Consider the following 20,343-nt stretch of genomic DNA (forward strand, 5'->3'; position numbering starts at 1 on the left):
GTGGTGCTGAACGCGACACTACCCGAGAACGCCGCGCGCCGCATCGTGGACCCGATCCGGAGCCGGGCTCCCGGAGGAGAGGTCCCCGCGATCACCGCCGCTTCGCATGCCGGGTCGCCGGCGCGTTCCACGGATCCTCCGGCCACGGATGCTTCGGATAGCGCCCCTTCAGCTCGCGGCGCACCTCCGGGTAGCCGTTCGCCCAGAAGCTCTTCAGATCCTGAGTGACCTGTACCGGGCGCCCGGCCGGTGACAGCAGATGCAGCATCACCGCCACGCGGCCACCGGCGACCGTCGGGGTGTCGGTCAGGCCGAACAGCTCCTGCAGCTTGACCGCCAGCACCGGCGGCTCGCTGGTGTAGTCGACCCGGTGGGCCGAACCGGACGGCACCTCGATGCGCGCCGGCGCCTCGCGCTCCAGTTGCTGCTGCTGCGCCCAGTCGAGGCGCGCGCGCAGGATCGCCGCCAGATCAAGGCGTTCCAGATCGCGCCGCCGCGTGATCCCGGCGAGATACGGGCCCAGCCACTGCTCGAGATCCGCCAGCAGCGCGGCATCGCCCATATCCGGAAACCCCGCCTCCGGCATCGCCTCGTGCAGCAGGCGGATGCGGGCGCGGAGCTGACTGGCCGCCGTATCCCACGGCAGCCGCTCCAGCCCCTCGCGGCGCAGCCGTGCACACCACGGGGCGACGGTGTCGGCGGGATCCGCCAGCGCGATCATCTGCCGTTCGATCACCAGCGTGCCGACCCGGCGGATACGCGCATTCTCCAGGCGCGCACCGTCCTCCACCCAGTCGCAGCGCGTCTCGCGGTGGAACAGCTCCGGCGCCTCGCGTTCCAGCACCGCCGGATCCAGCGCCACCGCGCAGCGGATGCGGGCCTCGCGTTCGGCATCGCTGCAGTCCACCGCCACCAGGAATTCCGCATGCGCCAGGCGTTCGCGCTCCGGCAACACCGCGCCGCGGCCGTTGCCCATCACGAAACGCCCGGCCGCGCCGCCACGACGCCGGGCGATGCGCTCCGGCCAGGCCAGTGCGGCCAGCACGCCGAGGGCGGCGGGCTCGTCCATCGCCCCGTCCACCCCCGCTTCGCCGGCTTCGGCCGCACCCGCGACCCTTTCCAGTCCCTGTTCCAGACGCCGCAGGGATCGCTGCCAGGCACGTCCGCCCGCGCGCCGCGCCCGCTCCAGCCTCAGTTCCAGATCCAGCGGGGCCTGCGGCCCGACCAGCCCGGGTTCCTCCACCAGCACCGCCAGCTCACAGGCCAGACGCGACCACCCGCGTTCCTGCGCACGCAGCAGCATGTGCCCCAGCCGCGGATGGGTCGGAAGGCGCAGCAGCGCACGCCCGTGATCGGTGATGCGCCCCGCAGCGTCCACCGCGCCCAGTTCCCCGAGCAGCGCCTGCGCCGAGGCCAGTCCCTGCGCCGGGGGCGGTTCCAGCCAGTCCAGCCCGGCCACCGGCTCGCCCCAGCCCGCCAGTTCCAGCGCCAGCGGCAGAAGGTCCACCTGGCGCAGTCCCGGGGTTGCGTAATCCGGCCGGGCGACCTCCTCCGCCCGCGCCCACAGCCGGATCGCGACGCCGGGTTCGGTGCGTCCGGCACGCCCGGCACGCTGTTCGGCCGCGGCCTTCGAGGCCGCCACCGTCACCAGGCGCGAAAGCCCGGTGGCCGCATCGAAGCGCGGCTCGCGGGCCAACCCCGCATCCACCACCACCCGCACGCCTTCGATCGTCAGGCTGGTCTCGGCGATGTCGGTGGCCAGCACCACCTTGCGTTCGCCCGCCGGGGCCGGCTGCACCGCGCGCGCCTGCTCCTCCGCGGAGAGACGACCGAACAGCGGCACGACCCGCGCATAACCGGACGGCGTATCCAGGCCGGCGTCCCCGCCCGCCTGCAGCCGCCCAGCCACCTCGCGGATCTCGCGCTCCCCGGGCAGGAAGACCAGCAGGGATCCGCTCTCGGCCGCCAGCGCCTCGCGCACCGCTCCGGCCACCGCTTCCGCCAGCGACGCGTCCGGCGCCGGCGGCGCATGCCGCACGTCCACCGGAAACTGCCGGCCGCGCGCCCGCAGGACCGGCACGGGGTCGGCCCCGCCCTCTGCCCCGCCCCCGGCCAGCAGGCGCGCCACCGCGTCATCATCCAGCGTGGCCGACATCACCACGATGCGCAGCTCCGGGCGCAGCAGCCGGCGCACCTGCAGCGCGAAGGCCAGCGCCAGCTCCGCCTCCGGCCGACGCAGGTGGAATTCATCGAAGACCAGGGTATCGACGCCCTCGAGCAGCGGGTCGGCCTGGATGCGGCGCAGGAAGATCCCGTCGGTGACCAGCTCCACCCGGGTCTGCGCCGACACCTGCTGCGCGTCGCGCACGCGATAGCCCACCGTCTGCCCCACGGCCTCGCCGCACTGCCCGGCCATGAACGTAGCCGCCATGCGCGCGGCCAGACGCCGCGGCTGCAGCACCACCACGCGCCCGGGCGAATCCCCGAAGGCCAGATGCAGCGGCACACGCGTGGTCTTGCCCGCCCCGGGCTCGGCCACCAGCACCGCCGCCCCATGCGAGGACAGCGCCGCATCCAGCGGGCCCAGCAGATCCTCCAGCGCCGCCGCTTCTTCACGGGCCATCATCGCGCTCATCGCGAACGGGCCACCCGCCAGCGGACGCCGCGGCCGACGCGGAACGGGGCCGATCTGGAAAGCTTGCTCACCATGTCCTCAGTCTCGCAGATACCGCCGCACCGCGCCGCCCGCCGGGCCCATCCCGGCCCCGTACCCGGCACATGCCTCGCAATCCGCGTCCTTTCACGGCACCATCCCTGCAGATTTCGACCATGGCCAGCCATGAGCAGCGACCCCGACAACCCCGACAGCGTCCCCAACAGCCAGAACCGGCATGACCCGACGCCCCGCCTGCGGATCCTGCTGGGCGAGGTGACGGCCCTCGGACCGGGCAAGGCACGCCTGCTGGAGGCCATCCGGAGCGCGGGTTCGATCTCCGGTGCGGCGCGTGACATGGGCATGTCCTATCGCCGGGCCTGGAACCTGGTGGAGACCATGAACCGCAGCTTCCGCGAACCCCTGGTGGACACCGCCCGCGGCGGCACCCGGGGCGGCGGCGCGCGGGTCACGCCGCTGGGCGAAGACGTCCTCGCCCGCTACCGCCGCATGGAGGAGCGCGCCGCCGAGGCCATCCGCGACGAGCTCGACGCCATGCGCCCGCTGCTCCGCGACGACAGCGAATAGCCCGCATATCTGGCTATCTGGCTATCTGGCTATCTGGCTATCTGGCTATCTGGCTATCTGGCTATCTGGCTATCTGGCTATCTGGCTATGTGGGAGCGTGCTCGCACGCGAACACCCCGACGCCCTCAAGGGCCCCGGCCGGGCCGAAATCGGCCACCGCCCGCCATCCTCAATCCGCCTTCCCCGATGCCTGCCACCCGCGAAACCCCTCGCGCACCGACAGGCTGCGTACATACCCCAGATCGCGCAGCAGCTGCGCCGCCCGCAGGCTGCGCCGCCCGCTGTTGCACAGGCACAGCAGGATCTGATCCTGGCGCACATGGTGCTGGTTGATCAGCGACAGGAAGTGCTGGAAGTCCCGCTCGTCCGGCTCGTCCGCATCCAGCAGCTCCTGCTCTTCTTCCGACAGATGCTTGCCCAGCAGCTGCTTCAGCCGGAACAGCGGCACCGATACCGCACCATCCACCGCGCCTTCCAGCTCCAGCTCGAACGGCTGGCGGATGTCCAGCAGTACCGCCAGCCCGATATCCACCAGCTCGCGCGACGCATCCACGCTGATCTCCAGCTGCGGTTCGTCCATCGGTTCGTTCGTTTCGTTACTCATGCGCACTCCTTCAAAAAGGCGCTGAATCGAGGCATCCCGGATCCGGAATGCACGGCCGGCCGGCGGTCCCCCGGCCCCTGCGGCCACCGGGCCCGACCGCCCGATGCTTGACCGGGTTCATCGAGCCCGTTATGTTTCATTAAACATAACGCGAATGCAAAAATCCCCGCCGACCCGATACCCGGATCCTCCACCCGTGGCCCGATCCCGTGCAAAAAGCACGAGCATCCCCGTGCGTGAAAGAACAAACCGAAAAGGACGACCGATGATGCACCTGCGCGCCCTCTTCCTGACCCTGCTCCTGCTTCTGCCCGGCTTCGCCGTTGCCGGCGATCGCGCCGATGTCGCTGCCGCCGCCAGCCTTCGATTCGCGTTCGAGGAACTCGTCGACGCCTACCACCAGCAAGAACCGGACGATACGATCCGTATCAGCTTCGGCGCTTCGGGCCGACTGACCAACCAGATCCTCAACGGCGCTCCCTTCGACCTGTTCTTCTCGGCCGACACCGGTTACCCCCAGCGACTGTACGAGGCCGGCCACAGCGGCGGCGAGCCCGTTGTTTTCGCCGTGGGCCGCCTCGCCCTGTGGAGCAACCGCGTGGACGTCTCCGAACGCCCCCTCGAGTCCATTCTCGATGACGACATTCGTCGGGTCGCCATCGCCTCGCCACAGCATGCACCCTATGGTGTTGCCGCGATGGAGGCCTTCGAACACCTGTCTATCCGCGAGGCCCTGGAACCGAAACTGGTGACCGCGCAGAACGTTGGGCAGACTCTGCGCATGGTCCAGGCGGGCGGGGCGGATGCCGGGCTCGTGGCCCTATCCCTGGCCATGCATCCGGATCTGGCCGAACACCCGTACCAGGTGATCGACGCCAACCTGCACAAGCCTCTGCTCAAGGCCTTCGTGACCACCCGCCGGGGGCAGGACGCCCCCGCGGCGGAACGCTTCGCAACCTTCATACACTCCGGCACCGGGCGGGAGATCCTCGAACGCCACGGCTTCGAAACACCGGAAGCCGACTGACCCCATGTTCGAGCTAAGCCCCACGGACTGGATGGCGATCGAGGTCACCCTCAAGCTGGCGATCTACACCACGCTGATCCTGCTGGTGATCGCCACGCCCATCGCCTGGTGGCTGGCCAACGGCCGCGCCCCCGGCGGCCTGCGCACCGCGGTGCAGGCGCTGGTGGCCCTGCCGCTGGTGCTGCCGCCCACCGTGCTCGGCTTCTATCTATTGGTCCTGCTGGGCCCGGCCGGCCCGGTCGGCAGCACACTGGAGAGCTGGGGCCTCAACCACCTGGCCTTCACCTTCCAGGGCATCCTGATCGCCTCGGTGATCTACTCCCTGCCGTTCGCGGTGCAGCCGCTGCAGCAGGCCTTCGCCAACCTCGGCCGCCGGCCGAGCGAGATCGCCGGCTCGCTGGGTGCCGGCCGGGTGGACCGCTTCTTCACCGTGATCCTGCCGATGTCGCGCGGCGGCTTCATCGTCGCCGCCACCCTCGCCTTCGCCCACACCCTCGGCGAGTTCGGCGTGATCCTGATGCTGGGCGGCGCCATCCCTGGCGAGACCCAGGTGCTGTCCATCCTGATCTACGACCACGCCGAGGCCATGGACTTCGAGGCCGCCCACCGCCTGTCCCTCGGCTTGCTGGTCTTCGCCTTCGCCGTGCTGTTCATCGTCTACGCGATCAACCGCCGCTTCGACACGGTGCGCCTGTGACTGGCCCCATCGACGAGACCCTGCGGATCAAGGCGCGGCTGGAGCGCGCAGGCTTCACCCTGGACGTGGACACCGCCTTCCCGCTGCAGGGCGTCACCGCCCTGTTCGGCCGCTCCGGCTGCGGCAAGACCACACTGCTGCGCATCATCGCGGGGCTGGAACACCCGCCCGGCGCCGAGGTGCACTTCGGCGCCACCCCCTGGCAATCCGGCAAGACCTTCGTCCCGCTGCACCGCCGCCGCGTCGGCCTGGTGTTCCAGGAATCCACCCTGCTGCCGCACCTGTCGGTACGCGGCAACCTGCTCTACGGTTACAAGCGCACGCCGGCGCCCCTGCGCCGCCTGCACCTGGACGAGGTCGCCGACCTGCTCGGCATCGACGACCTGCTGGAGCGCCGCGCCGAGGCGCTCTCCGGCGGCCAGCGCCAGCGCGTCGCCCTCGGCCGCGCCCTGCTCACCAGCCCGGACCTGCTGCTGCTCGACGAACCCCTGAACGCCCTGGACACCCAGACCCGGCGCGAGATCATGCCCTTCCTCGCGCGGCTGTCCGAGGAGACCGGCATCCCCACCCTGCTCGTCACCCACGCCCCGGACGAGGTCGAACGCCTCGCCACCCGCGTCGCCTTCATGCACGACGGCCAGCTCGAACGCCTGGAACCCCTGCGCGACGCCCTCGCCCGCGCCGACTCCCCCCTGTTCCGCGAACAGGGCGCCGTCTCCGTCCTCCAGGGCGAACTGGGCCCGCTCGACGAACACGGCCTCCACCCCTTCGGCCCGCCCGAGGCCCGCTACCGCGTACCGTCCACCCCCGGCACCACCAACGGCGCCGGGAGCCAGGCCCGCCTGCGCATCGATGCCCGCGACGTCGCCCTCGCCCTCTCCGCGCCCGACGACGTCTCCGTCCTCAACATCGTCCCGGTCACCATCGAGTCCCTCGACGAGGCCCCCGGCCACCACGGTCACGCGCGCATCCTCGCCATCTGCCGGCAGCACGACGGCCAGACCCTGATGGCCGAACTCACCCGCCTCTCCGCCGAACGCCTGCGCCTCCAACCCGGCACCCGCGCCCACGCCCTCGTCAAAGCCGTCGCCTTTCTCGACTGATCAAATCGATGATATATCGCGTGTCGCGCAATGCGCTGCGCTCGCCAAAGATCAAGTCGTGTCGGCACAAGGGACTGCGCCGCTTCTACGAGTCAGGCAGCGTGACAGGCATACAGCCTCGACATGCAGGACGTCCGAGAATACTGCTGGCAGCGCTGGATACGGCGGCCACGGTCGAAGACATGGATATTCCCGGGTGCCACCTGCACCGACTGAAGGGCACTGCAAAGGGACGCTGGAGCATCCGGGTCAGCGGCAACTGGCGTCTGACCAACGAACAACCAGGCACGAAGCGAGGACGCCTGCCGGGCTCAGTGGCGACAGACTTTCGCGGACGGTTTACTCTCGGTAGCAGTGATCGGGCAAGGGCCTGTCATGCCGTTTCCCGCACAGAAGACCAAGATCGTGGCCACCGTCGGGCCGGCCTCCGATTCTCCGGAGACGCTGCGGCGGATGATGCAGGCCGGGCTGAACGTGGTCCGGCTGAACTTCTCGCATGGCGACCCCGCCTGTCACGCCGGTCTGATCGCTCAGATCCGCGAAGCGGCGCAGGAAACCGGCACCCGTGTGGCCATCCTCGGGGATCTGCCGGGGCCGAAGATGCGCATCGGCGAGCTGGCCGAGGAGCCGATCGAGCTGGAGCCGGGTCAGGGCATCACGCTGACCACGCAGGAGTGCATCGGGGACGCCTCGCGGGTCAGCGTGTCGTTCTCCGGGTTGCCGGAGGCGGTGCAGCCGGGCGATGCGCTGTTTCTGAACGACGGCTACATCGAGCTGGAGGTGGAGTCGGTCGCCGGGCCCGACGTCAGCTGCCGCGTGCAGACCGGCGGGGAACTGCGCTCGCGCAAGGGGCTGAACCTGCCGGGCATCGACCTCGGGATCCGCGCCTTCACGCTGGAGGATCACGAATGGCTGCGGTTTGCGGCGGAACATGGCGTGGACGCGGTCAGCCAGAGCTTCGTGGTCGACGGCGAGGACATCCTGGCGGTGCGCAAGGCCGCGGAGGATCTGGGCTACAACCCCTTCATCATCGCGAAGATCGAGCGCGCCGACGCGCTGGAGCAGCTCGACAGCATCCTCGAGACGGCCGACGGCATCATGGTGGCGCGCGGGGATCTGGGGGTGGAGATCCCGATCGCGAGCATCGCGCTGGCCCAGCGCCGCATCACCCGCCGCGCCAACCGACACAACCGCCCGGTGATCACGGCCACGCAGATGCTGGAGTCGATGGTGAACTCGCGCCGGCCCACGCGCGCCGAGGCCACCGACGTGGCCAATGCCATCCTCGGCGGCACCGACTGCGTGATGCTCTCCGGCGAGTCCGCGATGGGGCGCTATCCGGTGGAATCCGTGGCGATGCTGGCGGCCATCGCCCGCTCGATCGAACCGGAACGCGACGGGGCCGCGGGCACCGACCATCCTGATGAACCCGACCTGCCCGAGCAGGAGCGCGCCGCCGACCTGATCGCGCGCAGCGTGTTCCACACCGCGCACCGGAGCCGACCGCAGGTCACGCTGGTGCCCACGCTCAGCGGCGCCACCGCCCGACGCATCGCCGGCCTGGGCCTGCCCTGCTGGATCGCGGCCTTTACGCCGCACCCCGAAACCGCTCAGGGCCTGCAGTTTTCCTACGGTGTCCGGCCGGAGGCCGTGGCCGAGGACCGCAGCGACTGGAACGACTTTGCGCACCAGTGGCTCGCGGAGAACGGCATCAACGAAGGCCTGGCCCTGCTCGTCCAGGGCCCCTCCGAGCCGCACCCCTCGGGCAATCACCGCCTGGAGCTGCTGGAACTGGGTCCGTTCCGCGGGGAAGGCTGATTCCGCTACCGGCCTGAGCGGGCCTCACCGGGCCCGTTTCGCGACGTGTCGGCCGGGACAGCGGGGTCCGGAGCAAAGGCCCCCGGCTCGGTCTCCGGATCAACCACCTCGATCCGGTCGCGTCCGTCGTTCTTGGCCGAATACAGCGCCCGGTCGGCGCGCCTGAGCAGGGTATCCGCGTTGTCCCCGGATCGGCATTCGGTCAGCGCCCGGGGCCGCCAAAGGCCGCCGTTCCTCAGGGCTCTACCGGGAGCAGATCCTCGATGTCGACCTCGAGGATAGCGGCGATGCGACGCATGGCATCCACGGAACCGGACTTGCTACCGGCTTCCAGTTGGGAGATGTAGGACTTGCCCACCCCCGCCGCCGTCGCCAGCGCCTCCTGCGTCAGCCCGCGATGTTCACGCCAGACGCGCATCGGGTGCTCGTCCCCGGCCAGAAGCCGCTGCGCGACCGCCTCCGGCACCACCTCGTCCTCGCCACGCTCCAGCTCGACCATGGCGCGGTCGAAAGTCCGGATGTCCTCGGCCTTTTCGGCGCTCGCCACCAGGCGCTCATAGGTGTCGATCGGGACCACGGCATATTCGGGTTTGCCGTCGCGTTCGATGATCTGAACCGCTTCACTCATTTGTAGATGCCTCCTCGTGCGCCTGCGTCCAACACCAGAATGACCAGATCGTCATCCTGCCGACGAAACAGAACCCTCCACCGGCCGATGCGCAGACGGTAACCTTCGCGCCCCTGCAGTGGTCTGACATCCAGTCCCGGTTCGTCCGGGTCCCGTGCCAGCCGGCTCAGCGTCCCGGTCACGCGCTGGCGCTCTCCACGCGGCATCCGCGCCAGGCACTTGAGTGCCGACTTCTTGTAGTTCAACCGGTACACGAAGAAGAGTGTAGAAAAAGGTTTACCAACAGGCAACATAACGAATGACCCGTCCCGGGCGTCCATCCGAACCAGGGGCACCCCCGGCCCCGGGGCGCAGGCCTTTGTCGCCGGGGCAGGTATCCGGCTATGGTCCGGGGTACGGATCAAGGAGAGCTGGCATGACCCGACCGACACCCCTGGACGCGGAACGGACCTACCATCGCTGCCCGCCGGAGCAGCTCGCGTTCGACACCACCGAAGAGCTGGAAGAACTGGAACTCCCCTGTGGCCAGGACCGGCTGCTGCGCGCGCTGGAATTCGGTGCGGGCATGCGCAGCGCGGGTTTCAACCTGTTCGTGCTCGGCCCCGAGGGCAGCGACCGGCACGACCTGGTGCGCCGCTTTCTCGCCCGCCGCGCGGCCAGCGAGGCGGTCCCGCCGGACTGGTGCCATGTCTTCAACTTCGACCGGCCGGAACGCCCCCACGCGATTCGCCTGCCGGCCGGCGAAGGACGTCAGCTGCGCGATGATCTCGAGAATCTGGTCGAGGAGATGCGCACCAGCATCCCTGCCGCCTTCGAGAGCGACGAATACCAGGGGCGGCTGCGGGAACTGCAGGAGGAGATGTCCGAACGCCAGAACGAGGGCGTCCGCGAGGTCCAGGAGGAGGCCAACAAGCACGACATCGAGCTGGTGAGCACCCCCAGCGGCTTCACCTTCGCGCCCGTGCGTGACGGCGAGGTCCTGGACCCCGAGGAATACGAAAAGCTGCCGGAGGAAGAACGCGAGCGCATCGAGCAGAAGGCCGAGGAACTGCAGAAACAGCTGCAGCAGGCCATCCAGCAGGTACCCCGCCTGCGCAAGGAACTGCGGGAGAAGGTCCACTCGCTGAACGAGGACATGGTGCAGCTGACCCTCGGCGATCCGATTCACGACCTGAAGGAGAAGTGGGCGCACCTGCCACGCGTGGTGCAACAGCTCGACGCCATCCACGGCCACGTGGTGGAACACGCGGAGATCTTCCGCGGCGGCCACGACGAACAGGGCGGGCAGGATGGGCAGAGCGGGCAGGATCACGCGCCCGCGGACGCGCTGCTGGCCCGCTTTCGCGCCAACCTGCTGGTGGACCATGCGGAAACCGAAGGGGCGCCGGTGATCTACGAGGACCTGCCCAATCACCAGCATCTGACCGGCCAGATTGAACACCACGTGCACAACGGCGCGCTGTACACCGACTTCTCGCTGATCCGCGCCGGTGCCCTGCACCATGCCAGCGGCGGCTATCTGATCCTCGACGCCCGGCGGGTACTGATGCAGCCGATGGCCTGGGACAGCCTGAAGCGCGTGCTGTTCTCCGGCGAGATCCGTATCGAGTCGCTGGAGCGGCTCTACGGCCTGGTCAGCACGGTCAGCCTGGAACCCGAACCGGTCCCGGTATCGCCCAAGGTGGTGCTGGTGGGCGACCGTCTGCTGTATTACCTGCTGTCGCATTACGACCCGGACTTCGCCGAGCTGTTCAAGGTCGAGGCCGACTTCGAGGACGATCTCGAGCGCGGCGAGGCCGGTTACGCCCTGTACGCGCGCATGCTCGCCAGCATGGCGCGGCGCGACGAACTGCACCCGCTGGACCGCGGTGCCGTGGCCCGCACCATCGAACACGCCAGCCGTCTGGCCGGAGACCAGACGAAACTCACCGCCCATGACCGCACCCTGCGCGACCTGCTGATGGAGGCCGACCACTGGGCGCGTCAGGCGGAGGCCGAAACCATCGGCGCCGCCCACATCGAACGCGCGATCGAGGAACGCATCGAGCGCTCGGCACGCGTGCAGCGGCGCAGCCTGGAGCAGATCCGCCGCGGCACGGTGATGATCGCCACGGAAGGCAGGCAGACGGCCCAGGTCAATGGCCTGTCCGTGATGCAGCTGGGCAGCCACCTGTTCGGACGCCCCATGCGCATCACCGCGGCCGGGCAAGGACCAGGTCATCGACATCGAGCGCGAGGCCAGACTGGCGGGACCGATCCACAGCAAGAGCGTGATGATCCTCTCGCGCTTTCTCGCCAGCCGCTACACCGGGGATGCGGAGCTGTCGCTGTCGGCCAGTCTCGCCTTCGAACAGTCCTACGGCGGGATCGAGGGCGATTCCGCCTCGGTCGCCGAGATCTGTGCCCTGCTGTCGGCCATCGCGCGGGTCCCGCTGAAGCAGGCGCTGGCGGTGACCGGCTCGGTCAACCAGCACGGCGAGGTCCAGGCCGTCGGCGGGGTCAACGAAAAGATCGAGGGGTTCTTCGATGTCTGTCGGGAAGCGGGCGAGATGAACGGCCACGGCGTGCTCATCCCCGCCAGCAACGTGGAGCACCTGATGCTGCGCCGCGACGTGCGCGAAGCCGTGGCCGCCGGCCGCTTCCGCGTGTACCCGCTGCGCACGGTGGACGACGCCGTTGCCCTGCTCGCCGACATGCCCCCGGGGGAAGCGGACGCCGATGGCGAGTTCCCGGCGGAGAGCTTCAACCGCGCGGTCGCCGACCGGCTGGCGACCTTCGCCCGCCTTGCGCGGCATCGCCGGCACGACGACGCGGGCGCGGAGGACGCCGAACCCGTTCCTCGGGACGAGGACGATGACTGACCCCGCGGGCACGCAGCCATCCCCTTCGGCGGGGGCCGGGCGCATCCTGGTCCTGCTCGACGCCTCGCGTGCCAGCCAGGCCGCGCTCGAGGCCGCCGCCACGCTTGCCGCCGCGCTGCAGGGCGAACTGCAGGCGATCTTTGTCGAGGAGGCCGATCTGCTGCGCAGCGCCGCCTACCCCTTCACCCGCGAGATCGGTTCGCTCTCCGGGCAGCCGCGACCGCTGGAAACCGGCCCGCTGGAGAGCCGCCTGCGACGGCGCGCCGCCCACCTCCGCCGTGCGGCCGAACAGGCCGCCGCGCGTGCAAGGATCCGCGGCTCGCTCGAGGTCCGCCGCGGATCGGTGCGCCGCGAGGTGCTTGCGCTGACCACCCCCGGTGATTTCCTCGTGCTGGGCAAGATCGGATGGTCGGCCGCGACCGGCAACCGCCTGGGCTCCACCGCCCGCAGCCTGGTCCATGAAGCCCCGGGACGGGTCCACCTCACCGGAACCCGGCCGACACGTCCCGACAGCCCGGTCCTGGTGGTGGTCGATGCCCCGGAGACCGCGCACGATGCGCTCGCCTTCGCCCGCGCCCGGGCCCGCCAGCAACGGCGCCCCCTGACCGTGCTGCTCACCCCGCTGGACGATCCTAACGCCGCTCAGGAGCGGGACCGGGGCTTGAGCGAGTGGATCGCGGCCACCGACCCTCCGGTCCGGGTTCACTCGCTGCGCTCGAGCACTCCCCGCGAGCTGCTCCGCGCACTGGAGCGTCAGCCAGCGGCCGAAGTGGTGCTCGGCCGCGAAAGCCCGCTGCTGGTCGGCCCGCAGGGCGACGCCCTGCTCGGCGCCCTCGAGCCCCCGGTTACCATCACCCCCTAAGGGAAACACTGATCCATGTACACGCTCGCGTGCTACCCTTCGCGACCGTTTCACCAGCGATACCGGAAGGCCATGAAATACTTTCGCGCGATCAGCGTGATCGAGGGCATCTCCCTGATCACGCTGCTGTTTGTCGCCATGCCACTGCGCACCTACGCGGACATGCACATGGCGGTCACCTGGGTCGGCTGGATCCATGGCATCCTGTTCCTGATCTATGCGGCCGCCACCGTGGTGGCCAGCCACATGCGCGGCTGGTCGGTTCTGAAGTGGCTGCTGGTACTGATCATGGGCGCGGTGCCCTTCGGGTTCGTGTACGTGGACTGGATGATCCGGCGCGAGCTGACGCGCGAGCTGCAGCACGCCTGACCGTCCGCAAACGGAGGCAAGCGTGGACAACACCATCGAGGTGGAAGGCCTGGTCCGGGATTTCGCCGGCACCCGCGCGGTGGACGAGGTCAGCCTGCAGGTTCCGGCCGGCCATGTACTCGGGCTGCTGGGCCCGAACGGCGCCGGCAAGACCACCACGGTGCGCATGCTGGCGACCCTGCTGTCCCCCACCGCCGGTCGCGCGCGGGTCGGCGGCCTCGATGTCGTCGACCAGGCGGCGCGGGTGCGCGAGATCATCGGCCTGACCGGCCAGTACGCCTCGGTGGACGAGAAGCTGACCGGGCGCGAGAACCTGATCCTGATCGCCCGCCTGCTGGGCATGAAACGCGCCGCGGCCCGGGCCCGCGCCGACGAGCTGCTGGCCGACTTCTCCCTGCGGGACGCCGGGCACCGCCCGGTGCAGACCTATTCCGGCGGCATGCGCCGGCGGCTGGATCTGGCGGCCAGCCTGGTCGGCCGCCCGCGCATCCTGTTCCTCGACGAACCTTCCACCGGACTGGACCCGCGTGCCCGCCGCGACCTGTGGGCGCGGGTACGCCGGCTGCAGGACGCGGGCACCACGGTGCTGCTGACCACCCAGTACCTCGAGGAGGCCGATGCACTGGCCGATTCCATCGTGGTGCTGGATCAGGGCCGCGTGATCGCCGAGGGCACGGCCGCGGAGCTGAAGGCCCGGGTCGGCACGCGCACGCTGTTCCTGCGCCTGGCGCGGGCGGACCAGGCGGATGCGGCCGCCCGCCAGGTGGCCACGCTCACCGGCAGCGAACCGCATGTAGAAGGCGAGACCGTCAGCGCACCGGTGGCCGAGGCCTCGCTGCTGCCGGCGGTGCTGCGCGAGCTGGATGCCGCCGGGATCGAGGTCGCGGAGCTGGGCCTGCGCAGCGCCAGCCTGGACGACGTATTCCTGTCACTCACCGGGCAGACCGGCAGCGGCGACGCGCCGGCCGATGCCGCCGGGGACAGCGGGGAGGATGCCGCATGAATGCCCTCGACCAGACCCTCGCGCTGGCCTGGCGCAGCCTGGTGCAGGTGCGCCGCAACCCCTGGGAGCTGGGGGATTACTCCATCCAGCCGATCCTGTTTCTGGTGCTGTTCCTGTTCGTGTTCGGCGGGGCCATCGCCGGCTCGCCGGATGACTACCTCGCCTTCGTGCTGCCGGGCGTAATCGTGATGAACATGCTGTTCGTCACGGTGTATGTCGGCCACGGCCTCAACACCGACCTGACCCGCGGGGTGTTCGACCGCTTCCGCGCCCTGCCCATCCCGCGCTGGGCGCCGCTGGCCGGGCGCATCCTCGCGGACGTGGTGAAGCAGCTCCTGTGCATCGCCCTGCTGCTGATCGTGGGCTACCTGCTGGGCTTCCGCCTGGCCACCTCCTTCGGCCATCTGCTGGTCATGGTACTGCTGGTGCTGACCTTCGCGGTGGCGTTCTCCTGGGTGATGGTGCTGGTCGGCGTGCTCGCGCGCGACCCGGAACACGTGCAGCTGTTCGGCTTCACCGCGCTGTTCCCGGTCACGTTCGTCAGCTCGGCGTTTGTCCCGGTGGAGACCATGCCCGAGTGGCTGCAGGGCTTCGTCCAGGCCAACCCGGTGTCGCTCCTGACCGACGCCGCGCGCGGGCTGATGAACGCGGACGGGGCGGTCGCGGCCCCGGCGCTCGCATCGCTGGCCTGGGCGGCGGGGATCGCGGGGGTGTTCGCGCCGTTGTCCGTATGGGTGCTCAACCGCCGGCTGGCGCGCGGCTGAGCCCCGGCGGGCGCTACGCCCGCAGCCGTCTGCACAAAAAAAGGCCGGCGCACGGATGCGACGGCCCAAAGGCCCCGTGTGATGGGGTGTGCGGGTTCAGTAGACCGGCACCAGCGCGTAACCCTGGTTCTGGTAGCCCATCACCGCGATGAATCCGCTGCGAACCGGCTTGATCGGCTCCAGGATCGTGTCGTTGTCCACGCCGTAGGCGCGGGTGGCGGCCGAGCAGACTTCCATCTGCACGCCCAGTTCATCCAGCCGGTCCACTGCCTTCGCGATCTCCTCCAGGGTCTCCGCGTGGTCGATGTCGACCTCCGGCTCCGGATCGGTGGTGATGAACTTGACCGCCTCGGCGATGAACACCATGCGCAGGTCGGGCTCCACGCCCTCCTTGAGCAGGTTCTCGTGGTTGGTGGCGATGCCGCGCAGGTACGCCAGCATCACGTCCGGATCGGACTTGCGCATGTCATAGACCGCCCGCATGGTCTCGATCCCCTGCGTGGCCTCGCGGTTGTCCAGGCCCTCGTCGTCGGCGACCGCCGGCACGGCCAGACCGAGCGGCAGGACGCAGGCGAAAAAGATGCTCAGTATCGTTTTTCTCATGTGGTCTCCTCCTCCTGGTGGTTTTCCGGTTGCTCCACTCGGTCTCAGTAGATCGGGATCACCGCATAGCCCTGCGCCTGATACCCGGTCAGCGACACGAAGGTATTGCGTACGGGATCAATACCCGGCAGAAGGTCGTGGTTCTCCACGCCAAACAGGCGCGTGGCCACCGAACAGGCCTCCATCCGCACGCCCTTCTCGCGCAGCGCGGCGATGTGCTCCTCGATCGCGTCCAGATGCTCGAACTGCGTCAGTTCGAACCGCTCACGGTCCTCGCTGACCATGGTCACCGCCAGCCCGCGGAAGGTCAGGATCATGTCCGGCTCCACGCCCTGATCGGTGAAGTCCTCGTGGGTCTCGCGGATCACCGTCAAGTAAAGCGCCAGCCCCTCGGGGTCGCTGTTGTTGAGATCGAACACCACGCGCCCGGTCTCGACGCCCTCCAGCGCCTTCGCGTCGGTGGGTTCGGCGCCGGCTTCGGCGGCGGACACCGCCAGCATTGGCCAGGCGACCAGCGCCAGCAGCAAAGGCAGTACGGCCATTCTTTTCATCATCATGCGTTCTCCCGGGTGGTGTTGCGAGGCGGATCCATCGCAATCGCCCGCCATGCCGCCTCCTGCATGTCGGGCAAAAAGTCGGACAGCGGCCGGTCCAGCACGCCGTCGAGGTACAGGTGCAGCAGGCGGATGGCTCCACCGAAGGCCACGGTGGCCGCCACCGGCACCTCCATCGGCCGCAGCTCGCCAGCCGCCATGCCCTGCTCGATGCATTCGCGCATGCGCTGGAACGGCTGCGACGAACACACCGGCGGTTCATCCGGCAGGAACTCCCGGTGGCGGGACTCCAGCACGAAGCGCATGGTCTGCGGGGCCTGTGCGGTGGTCTCGAACAGAAAGGCGATGATCCCGTCGCAGCGCGTGCGGCAGTCCTGACTCTCCTCCATCACCTGCTGCAGCCCGGCATCCATGCGCTGCAGCAGGTCGTCGTACAGCGCTTTGGCCAGGGCCTCCTTGTTGCCGAAGTGGTGATAGATCGAACCGATGGACACCCCGGCCTGGCGGCGGATGTCGTGGATGGAGGTATTGAAATAGCCGTCGGTGCTGAAGCGCTCCAGTGCGGTGTCCAGCACCAGCTTGCGCAGGCTCTCCCCGCGTACGGCCTTTCCGGGACTGGCGGTCATCGACGTCTCACTAAAACGAACGTTCGTTCTAATCTACACCCGCAATGCATATGGGGGAAGACCTGCCCCGGCTCAGCCGGTGGTGAAGCGCTCCGGCGGCGGCTGCGGGATCGGAACGTCCTCGGCCTGCAGGTCGTCCACCCGGGCCTGACGGGGGCCTTCGCGCAGCCACGTCCCGAGCCGGTCGAGGGCCTCGGGCGAGCCCACCGCCAGCACCTCCACGCTGCCGTCGGGGAGGTTGCGGGCATGGCCGGTCAGGCCCAGCGGGCGCGCCTGCTTCTGCGTCGAGGCGCGGAAGAACACGCCCTGCACCCGGCCGCTGACACGCCAGCGGCGGGCCCGGTTATCATTGGCCTCAGTCATGAATCCTTCACCTCCGGAGTCCGTGCATGTCCGAATCGCCACGCCCTACGCTGTACCACAACCCGCGCTGCAGCAAGTCCCGCGCCGCGCTGGCCCTGCTGCGTGAACGCGACATCGAGCCGGAGATCGTCGAATACCTGAAGACCCCGCCGGATGCCGACACCCTGCGTGCAATCCTCGCCCGCCTGGGCCTGGGCCCGCGGGATGTCCTGCGCACCGGCGAGGCCGAATACCGCGAACTTGGCCTGAAGGACGCCGAGCTGGACGACGAGGCGCTGATCCGGACCATGGTCGAACACCCGAAACTGATCGAGCGCCCGATCCTGATCCACGGCGACGCCGCCCGCATCGGCCGGCCGCCCGAACAGATCCTGGAGATCCTCCCATGAGCGCCGCCGTGGAAGTCCTGGTGCTGTACTACAGCCGCTACGGGGCCACTGCCGAACTGGCTCGCCACGTGGCCACCGGCGTGGAGCAGTCCGGGGCCACCGCCCGGGTGCGCACGGTCCCGCCGGTGACCACCGGCACCCCGGGCGACACCCCGGCGGTGCCCGACAGCGGCCCGCCGTGGGCCGAGACCCGCGATCTGGAAGAATGCGCCGGGCTGGTGCTGGGCTCGCCGACCCGCTTCGGCAACATGGCCGCGCCGCTGAAGCACTTCCTCGATGGCACCAGCGGGCTGTGGGCCAGCGGCGGCCTGGTGGACCGCCCGTTCGGGGTGTTCACCAGCACCGCCACCCAGCACGGCGGTCAGGAGACCACCCTGCTGACCATGGCCCTGCCGCTGATCCATCAGGGCATGCTGTGGGCCGGCGTGCCGTACACCGTGCCGGAACTCTCCGCGACCACCACCGGCGGCACGCCCTACGGCGCCAGCCACGTGGCCGGAGAACGCGGCGAGGCGCCGGTCTCGCGCGAGGAGCAGCGCATCGCCGGCGCGCTGGGCGAACGCGTGGGACGGCTGGCACAGCGGCTGCAGGCCGCAGAGGGCCAGGGAGGCGGCAAGGCATGAACCTCGTGGCCCTGTTCCGCTGGATGGCCCTGATCGGCTGGTTCGGCCTGTTCGCCACCCTGCTGGCATTCACCGGCTGGCTGCAGCCGCCGGAGGCCCTGCCGCGCGCCCTCGCGCTGGCGATCCTGCTGGTCCCGCTGCTGTTCCCGCTGCGCGGGACCCTGCATGCGCGGCGCTACACCCACGCCTGGGCCAGTCTGCTGGCACTGGCCTACATCACCCTGGGGATCACGCTGGCGTCGGTCGCCAGCGACCGTCTCTACGGTGCGCTGGTCACGGGCTTCAGCCTGGCCTGGTTCACCGGCAGCCTGCTGTTCGTGAAACTGGACGCGCGCCGCGCCCGCGCGGCTCAGTCGGCGGCCGAACGCGCCAGCTGATCGCGCACGAAAGGGATGGTCAGGCGGCGCTGTTCGGCCAGCGCCGCCAGATCCAGGCGTTCCAGAAGGGCCAGCAGCGCGGCCACGTCCCGCCGCTGGTGGCGCAGCACGTAGTTGGCGACCGCATCCGGCATCTCCAGGCCGCGCCGCCGGGCGCGGTCCACCAGGATGCGCCGGAGGTCCTCTTCCTCCGGGGGCTCCAGGCGGAATACCGGCCCCCAGCCCAGACGGGAGCTCAGATCCGGCAGGGTGGCGCCCATGCCGTCCGGCGGTTCCGGCGCCGCCAGCAACACTCGGCAACCGGCATCGCGCAGACGGTTGAGCAGGCCGAACAGCGCCTCGTCCCAGGCCGGCGAGCCGACCACCGCAGCGAGGTCATCCAGCGCCACCAGCCCTGCACGCTCCAGCCCGTCCAGCACCGCCGCGGGCGGCGCCGTGGCCAGTTCGGCCAGCGGCAGGTAGGCGGCCCGGTCGCCGCGCTCGTGCGCCACGTGGCAGGCGGCCTGCAGCAGATGGGTCTTGCCGGTCGCGCCCGGCCCGTGCAGATAGACCTGCGGCTGACTCAGCCCGGCGTTGCGCCCCAGGCTCTCCACGGTGTCGCGCGCGATCCGGTTGGCTTCGGCGTGGTATTCCGCAAAGCGCGAGGCATCGCGCAGCCGCAGGTCCAGCGGGAGCTGGGCCACGTCGGTGTCGGCGCTGGCGGGATCTCGGGTCACGGGTCGGCATCCCCTCCGGGGGCGGGCTGATTGAGCGCGCGATAATGCGCCAGCGCGTGGCGCACCGCAACGGCCAGCACCGCCGCCACCGGCAGGGCCAGCAGCACCCCCACGAACCCGAACAGCTGCCCCCCGGCCAGCACGGCGAAGATCACCGCCACCGGGTGCAGCCCGGTGCGGTCCCCCACCAGCCACGGCGTCAGCCAGACCGATTCGAGGACCTGCGCCACCGCGAAGATCGCCCACACCACCAGCAGCAGGACCCAGCCGTCGCCGGCGAACAGCACTGCAGCGCTGGCCAGGGTAATACCAACGATCACGCCCACATACGGGATGAAACTCACCACACCCGCGATCACGCCGATGGCCAGCCCCAGCTCCACGCCCACCAGCGACAGGGCCACCGCATAGAACAGGCCCAGCGAAACCATCACCAGCAGCTGCCCGCGCAGGAACGCACCCAGCACTTCGTCGGATTCGCGCGCGAAGGTCTCCACCGGGGGCCGCCAGCCCAGCGGCAGCAGGTCATGCAGGCCGTCGATCAGGCGCGGCCAGTCGCGCAGCAGGTAGAAGCTCACCACCGGGATCAACACCAGGTTGAGCACGCCCATCACCAGCGCGGTGGTGGAACTTCCGATCCAGTGCAGCGCGCCGCCGGCCAGGCCGCCCGCCTCCTGCCAGTGGCGCGCCACCATGTCCTGCACCGCCTGCGGATCCAGCGCCGGGATGCCGTCGCCGAAATGCCGCTCCAGCCATGGCCGTGCCTGCTGGTCGAACCACGCCATGATCTCCGGCAGGAACAGGAACAACCGCTCCAGCTGGGCGGCGACCAGCGGGATCAGGATCAGCACCACCGCCGCCAGCAGCAGCATCACCAGCAGGAAGATAACCAGCGTCGCCACCGTGCGGGAGGTCTGCAGACGCACCCCCAGGCGGGTCACCAGCGGATTGAACAGGTAGCCCACCAGCAGCGCGACCAGAAACGGCATGAGAATGGGCGCCAGCAGATACAGCGCGCCGGCCACGACCAGCAGCCCCAGCAGGGCGGCCACGGTGGCGGCGGATACGTTTCCCGGGGTCGGGTCACCGGGGGGCGGGGTTCCTGCGGCGCTCAT

Annotated in this window: 22 protein-coding genes and 2 pseudogenes; 14 read left to right on the forward strand and 10 right to left on the reverse strand. The window is 69.8% G+C overall.

Annotated features, from left to right (window positions below; all coding sequences use genetic code 11):
• Positions 1–91 precede the first annotated feature (91 nt).
• Positions 92–2,623 (reverse strand): ATP-dependent helicase HrpB, encoded by a 2,532-nt coding sequence (gene hrpB / locus F573_RS0102180; RefSeq protein ID WP_026300763.1) that lies wholly within the window; start codon positions 2,621–2,623, stop codon positions 92–94.
• A gap of 216 nt (positions 2,624–2,839) precedes the next feature.
• Here hrpB and F573_RS0102185 point away from each other — a divergent pair, with 216 nt between their 5' ends.
• On the forward strand, positions 2,840–3,241 hold the full coding sequence (locus tag F573_RS0102185) for a winged helix-turn-helix domain-containing protein (RefSeq protein WP_019021296.1): 402 nt from the start codon (positions 2,840–2,842) through the stop codon (positions 3,239–3,241).
• Positions 3,242–3,410: 169 nt separating this feature from the next.
• Here the strand turns inward: F573_RS0102185 and F573_RS0102190 are convergent, their stop codons facing one another.
• Entirely contained in the window at positions 3,411–3,845 is a 435-nt protein-coding gene (locus F573_RS0102190) for a rhodanese-like domain-containing protein (RefSeq protein WP_019021297.1), read from the reverse strand.
• 268 nt (positions 3,846–4,113) lie between these two features.
• On the opposite strand from F573_RS0102190, the gene modA reads away from it, so the two are divergent.
• The 5 genes and pseudogenes from modA (at position 4,114) to pyk (ending at position 8,490) form a co-directional block, all read left to right on the forward strand.
• On the forward strand, positions 4,114–4,872 hold the full coding sequence (modA, locus tag F573_RS0102195) for a molybdate ABC transporter substrate-binding protein (RefSeq protein ID WP_026300764.1): 759 nt from the start codon (positions 4,114–4,116) through the stop codon (positions 4,870–4,872).
• A 4-nt stretch (positions 4,873–4,876) separates the two neighbouring features.
• The gene (gene modB / locus F573_RS0102200; RefSeq protein ID WP_019021299.1) at positions 4,877–5,569 is read left to right on the forward strand and encodes a molybdate ABC transporter permease subunit; all 693 of its coding nucleotides are present in this window, start codon (positions 4,877–4,879) and stop codon (positions 5,567–5,569) included.
• A complete protein-coding gene (gene modC, locus F573_RS0102205; protein WP_019021300.1) occupies positions 5,566–6,672 on the forward strand; it encodes a molybdenum ABC transporter ATP-binding protein in 1,107 nt (368 codons plus the stop codon). Before modB ends, modC begins: the two co-directional genes overlap by 4 nt.
• An 8-nt stretch (positions 6,673–6,680) precedes the next feature.
• Positions 6,681–6,932: pseudogene (locus tag F573_RS14735) on the forward strand (type II toxin-antitoxin system RelE/ParE family toxin); the annotation flags it as partial.
• A 115-nt stretch (positions 6,933–7,047) separates the two neighbouring features.
• The gene (gene pyk / locus F573_RS0102210; protein ID WP_019021301.1) at positions 7,048–8,490 is read left to right on the forward strand and encodes a pyruvate kinase; all 1,443 of its coding nucleotides are present in this window, start codon (positions 7,048–7,050) and stop codon (positions 8,488–8,490) included.
• Between the two features lie 235 nt (positions 8,491–8,725).
• On the opposite strand, the gene F573_RS0102215 is transcribed toward pyk, so the two are convergent.
• On the reverse strand, positions 8,726–9,118 hold the full coding sequence (locus F573_RS0102215) for a helix-turn-helix domain-containing protein (protein ID WP_019021302.1): 393 nt from the start codon (positions 9,116–9,118) through the stop codon (positions 8,726–8,728).
• Entirely contained in the window at positions 9,115–9,372 is a 258-nt protein-coding gene (locus F573_RS14155) for a type II toxin-antitoxin system RelE/ParE family toxin (protein WP_026300765.1), read from the reverse strand. The genes F573_RS0102215 and F573_RS14155 overlap by 4 nt, the downstream gene beginning before the upstream one ends.
• A gap of 161 nt (positions 9,373–9,533) precedes the next feature.
• Here F573_RS14155 and F573_RS14160 point away from each other — a divergent pair.
• The 5 genes and pseudogenes from F573_RS14160 to F573_RS0102245 all read left to right on the forward strand — a co-directional run bounded on the left by F573_RS14160 (position 9,534) and on the right by F573_RS0102245 (position 14,977).
• Positions 9,534–11,979: pseudogene (locus F573_RS14160) on the forward strand (Lon protease family protein).
• Positions 11,972–12,841, forward strand: a complete 870-nt coding sequence (locus F573_RS0102230) for a universal stress protein (protein WP_019021306.1) — start codon at positions 11,972–11,974, stop codon at positions 12,839–12,841. The pseudogene F573_RS14160 and the gene F573_RS0102230 overlap by 8 nt, the downstream one beginning before the upstream one ends.
• Before the next feature lie 72 nt (positions 12,842–12,913).
• Positions 12,914–13,210 carry a DUF3817 domain-containing protein gene (locus F573_RS0102235; protein WP_019021307.1) on the forward strand — a complete coding sequence of 99 codons (297 nt, stop codon included), beginning with the start codon at positions 12,914–12,916 and terminating at the stop codon, positions 13,208–13,210.
• Between the two features lie 22 nt (positions 13,211–13,232).
• Positions 13,233–14,213 (forward strand): daunorubicin resistance protein DrrA family ABC transporter ATP-binding protein, encoded by a 981-nt coding sequence (locus F573_RS0102240; protein WP_019021308.1) that lies wholly within the window; start codon positions 13,233–13,235, stop codon positions 14,211–14,213.
• Complete coding sequence (locus F573_RS0102245) at positions 14,210–14,977, forward strand: ABC transporter permease (protein WP_019021309.1); 768 nt, start codon at positions 14,210–14,212, stop codon at positions 14,975–14,977. The genes F573_RS0102240 and F573_RS0102245 overlap by 4 nt, the downstream gene beginning before the upstream one ends.
• Positions 14,978–15,073: 96 nt before the next feature.
• Here the strand turns inward: F573_RS0102245 and F573_RS0102250 are convergent, their stop codons facing one another.
• The 4 genes from F573_RS0102250 to F573_RS0102265 all read right to left on the reverse strand — a co-directional run bounded on the left by F573_RS0102250 (position 15,074) and on the right by F573_RS0102265 (position 17,123).
• Entirely contained in the window at positions 15,074–15,580 is a 507-nt protein-coding gene (locus F573_RS0102250) for a DsrE family protein (RefSeq protein ID WP_018870105.1), read from the reverse strand.
• A 44-nt stretch (positions 15,581–15,624) separates the two neighbouring features.
• Positions 15,625–16,131: a DsrE family protein gene (locus F573_RS0102255; RefSeq protein ID WP_026300766.1), complete on the reverse strand. Its 507-nt coding sequence runs from the start codon at positions 16,129–16,131 to the stop codon at positions 15,625–15,627.
• A gap of 2 nt (positions 16,132–16,133) precedes the next feature.
• Entirely contained in the window at positions 16,134–16,760 is a 627-nt protein-coding gene (locus tag F573_RS0102260; protein WP_019021311.1) for a TetR/AcrR family transcriptional regulator, read from the reverse strand.
• A 72-nt stretch (positions 16,761–16,832) separates the two neighbouring features.
• On the reverse strand, positions 16,833–17,123 hold the full coding sequence (locus F573_RS0102265; protein WP_018870108.1) for an acylphosphatase: 291 nt from the start codon (positions 17,121–17,123) through the stop codon (positions 16,833–16,835).
• A gap of 26 nt (positions 17,124–17,149) precedes the next feature.
• Here F573_RS0102265 and arsC point away from each other — a divergent pair, with 26 nt between their 5' ends.
• From arsC to F573_RS0102280, 3 genes are read left to right on the forward strand one after another with little or no spacing between them, the layout of a single operon-like run.
• The gene (arsC, locus tag F573_RS0102270; protein WP_018935048.1) at positions 17,150–17,512 is read left to right on the forward strand and encodes an arsenate reductase (glutaredoxin); all 363 of its coding nucleotides are present in this window, start codon (positions 17,150–17,152) and stop codon (positions 17,510–17,512) included.
• Positions 17,509–18,135 (forward strand): NAD(P)H:quinone oxidoreductase, encoded by a 627-nt coding sequence (wrbA, locus tag F573_RS0102275; RefSeq protein WP_019021312.1) that lies wholly within the window; start codon positions 17,509–17,511, stop codon positions 18,133–18,135. The genes arsC and wrbA overlap by 4 nt, the downstream gene beginning before the upstream one ends.
• Positions 18,132–18,512, forward strand: coding sequence for a DUF2069 domain-containing protein (locus F573_RS0102280; protein WP_019021313.1), 381 nt, complete (start codon positions 18,132–18,134; stop codon positions 18,510–18,512). Before wrbA ends, F573_RS0102280 begins: the two co-directional genes overlap by 4 nt.
• Here F573_RS0102280 and hda read toward each other — a convergent pair.
• Positions 18,485–19,228, reverse strand: a complete 744-nt coding sequence (gene hda, locus F573_RS0102285) for a DnaA regulatory inactivator Hda (protein ID WP_019021314.1) — start codon at positions 19,226–19,228, stop codon at positions 18,485–18,487. The two genes, F573_RS0102280 and hda, sit on opposite strands and share 28 nt — an antisense overlap.
• Positions 19,225–20,343 carry an AI-2E family transporter gene (locus F573_RS0102290; RefSeq protein WP_019021315.1) on the reverse strand — a complete coding sequence of 373 codons (1,119 nt, stop codon included), beginning with the start codon at positions 20,341–20,343 and terminating at the stop codon, positions 19,225–19,227. Before F573_RS0102290 ends, hda begins: the two co-directional genes overlap by 4 nt.

It is taken from the genome of Thioalkalivibrio sp. ALE23 (genome assembly GCF_000378545.1).
Lineage (GTDB): Bacteria > Pseudomonadota > Gammaproteobacteria > Ectothiorhodospirales > Ectothiorhodospiraceae > Thioalkalivibrio.

What these genes read in the sequence shown, in the direction of transcription:
- F573_RS0102290 (WP_019021315.1), bottom strand. Translation starts at nt 20,343, where the DNA reads ATGAGCGCCGCAGGAACCCCGCCCCCCGGTGACCCGACCCCGGGAAAC.
- F573_RS0102280 (WP_019021313.1), top strand. Translation starts at nt 18,132, where the DNA reads ATGAACCTCGTGGCCCTGTTCCGCTGGATGGCCCTGATCGGCTGGTTC.
- F573_RS0102235 (WP_019021307.1), top strand. Translation starts at nt 12,914, where the DNA reads ATGAAATACTTTCGCGCGATCAGCGTGATCGAGGGCATCTCCCTGATC.
- modA (WP_026300764.1), top strand. Translation starts at nt 4,114, where the DNA reads ATGCACCTGCGCGCCCTCTTCCTGACCCTGCTCCTGCTTCTGCCCGGC.
- F573_RS0102260 (WP_019021311.1), bottom strand. Translation starts at nt 16,760, where the DNA reads ATGACCGCCAGTCCCGGAAAGGCCGTACGCGGGGAGAGCCTGCGCAAG.
- F573_RS0102255 (WP_026300766.1), bottom strand. Translation starts at nt 16,131, where the DNA reads ATGAAAAGAATGGCCGTACTGCCTTTGCTGCTGGCGCTGGTCGCCTGG.
- F573_RS0102215 (WP_019021302.1), bottom strand. Translation starts at nt 9,118, where the DNA reads ATGAGTGAAGCGGTTCAGATCATCGAACGCGACGGCAAACCCGAATAT.
- arsC (WP_018935048.1), top strand. Translation starts at nt 17,150, where the DNA reads ATGTCCGAATCGCCACGCCCTACGCTGTACCACAACCCGCGCTGCAGC.
- wrbA (WP_019021312.1), top strand. Translation starts at nt 17,509, where the DNA reads ATGAGCGCCGCCGTGGAAGTCCTGGTGCTGTACTACAGCCGCTACGGG.
- F573_RS0102190 (WP_019021297.1), bottom strand. Translation starts at nt 3,845, where the DNA reads ATGAGTAACGAAACGAACGAACCGATGGACGAACCGCAGCTGGAGATC.
- F573_RS0102245 (WP_019021309.1), top strand. Translation starts at nt 14,210, where the DNA reads ATGAATGCCCTCGACCAGACCCTCGCGCTGGCCTGGCGCAGCCTGGTG.
- pyk (WP_019021301.1), top strand. Translation starts at nt 7,048, where the DNA reads ATGCCGTTTCCCGCACAGAAGACCAAGATCGTGGCCACCGTCGGGCCG.
- F573_RS0102185 (WP_019021296.1), top strand. Translation starts at nt 2,840, where the DNA reads ATGAGCAGCGACCCCGACAACCCCGACAGCGTCCCCAACAGCCAGAAC.
- F573_RS0102230 (WP_019021306.1), top strand. Translation starts at nt 11,972, where the DNA reads ATGACTGACCCCGCGGGCACGCAGCCATCCCCTTCGGCGGGGGCCGGG.
- hrpB (WP_026300763.1), bottom strand. Translation starts at nt 2,623, where the DNA reads ATGGCCCGTGAAGAAGCGGCGGCGCTGGAGGATCTGCTGGGCCCGCTG.
- modB (WP_019021299.1), top strand. Translation starts at nt 4,877, where the DNA reads ATGTTCGAGCTAAGCCCCACGGACTGGATGGCGATCGAGGTCACCCTC.
- F573_RS0102250 (WP_018870105.1), bottom strand. Translation starts at nt 15,580, where the DNA reads ATGAGAAAAACGATACTGAGCATCTTTTTCGCCTGCGTCCTGCCGCTC.
- F573_RS0102265 (WP_018870108.1), bottom strand. Translation starts at nt 17,123, where the DNA reads ATGACTGAGGCCAATGATAACCGGGCCCGCCGCTGGCGTGTCAGCGGC.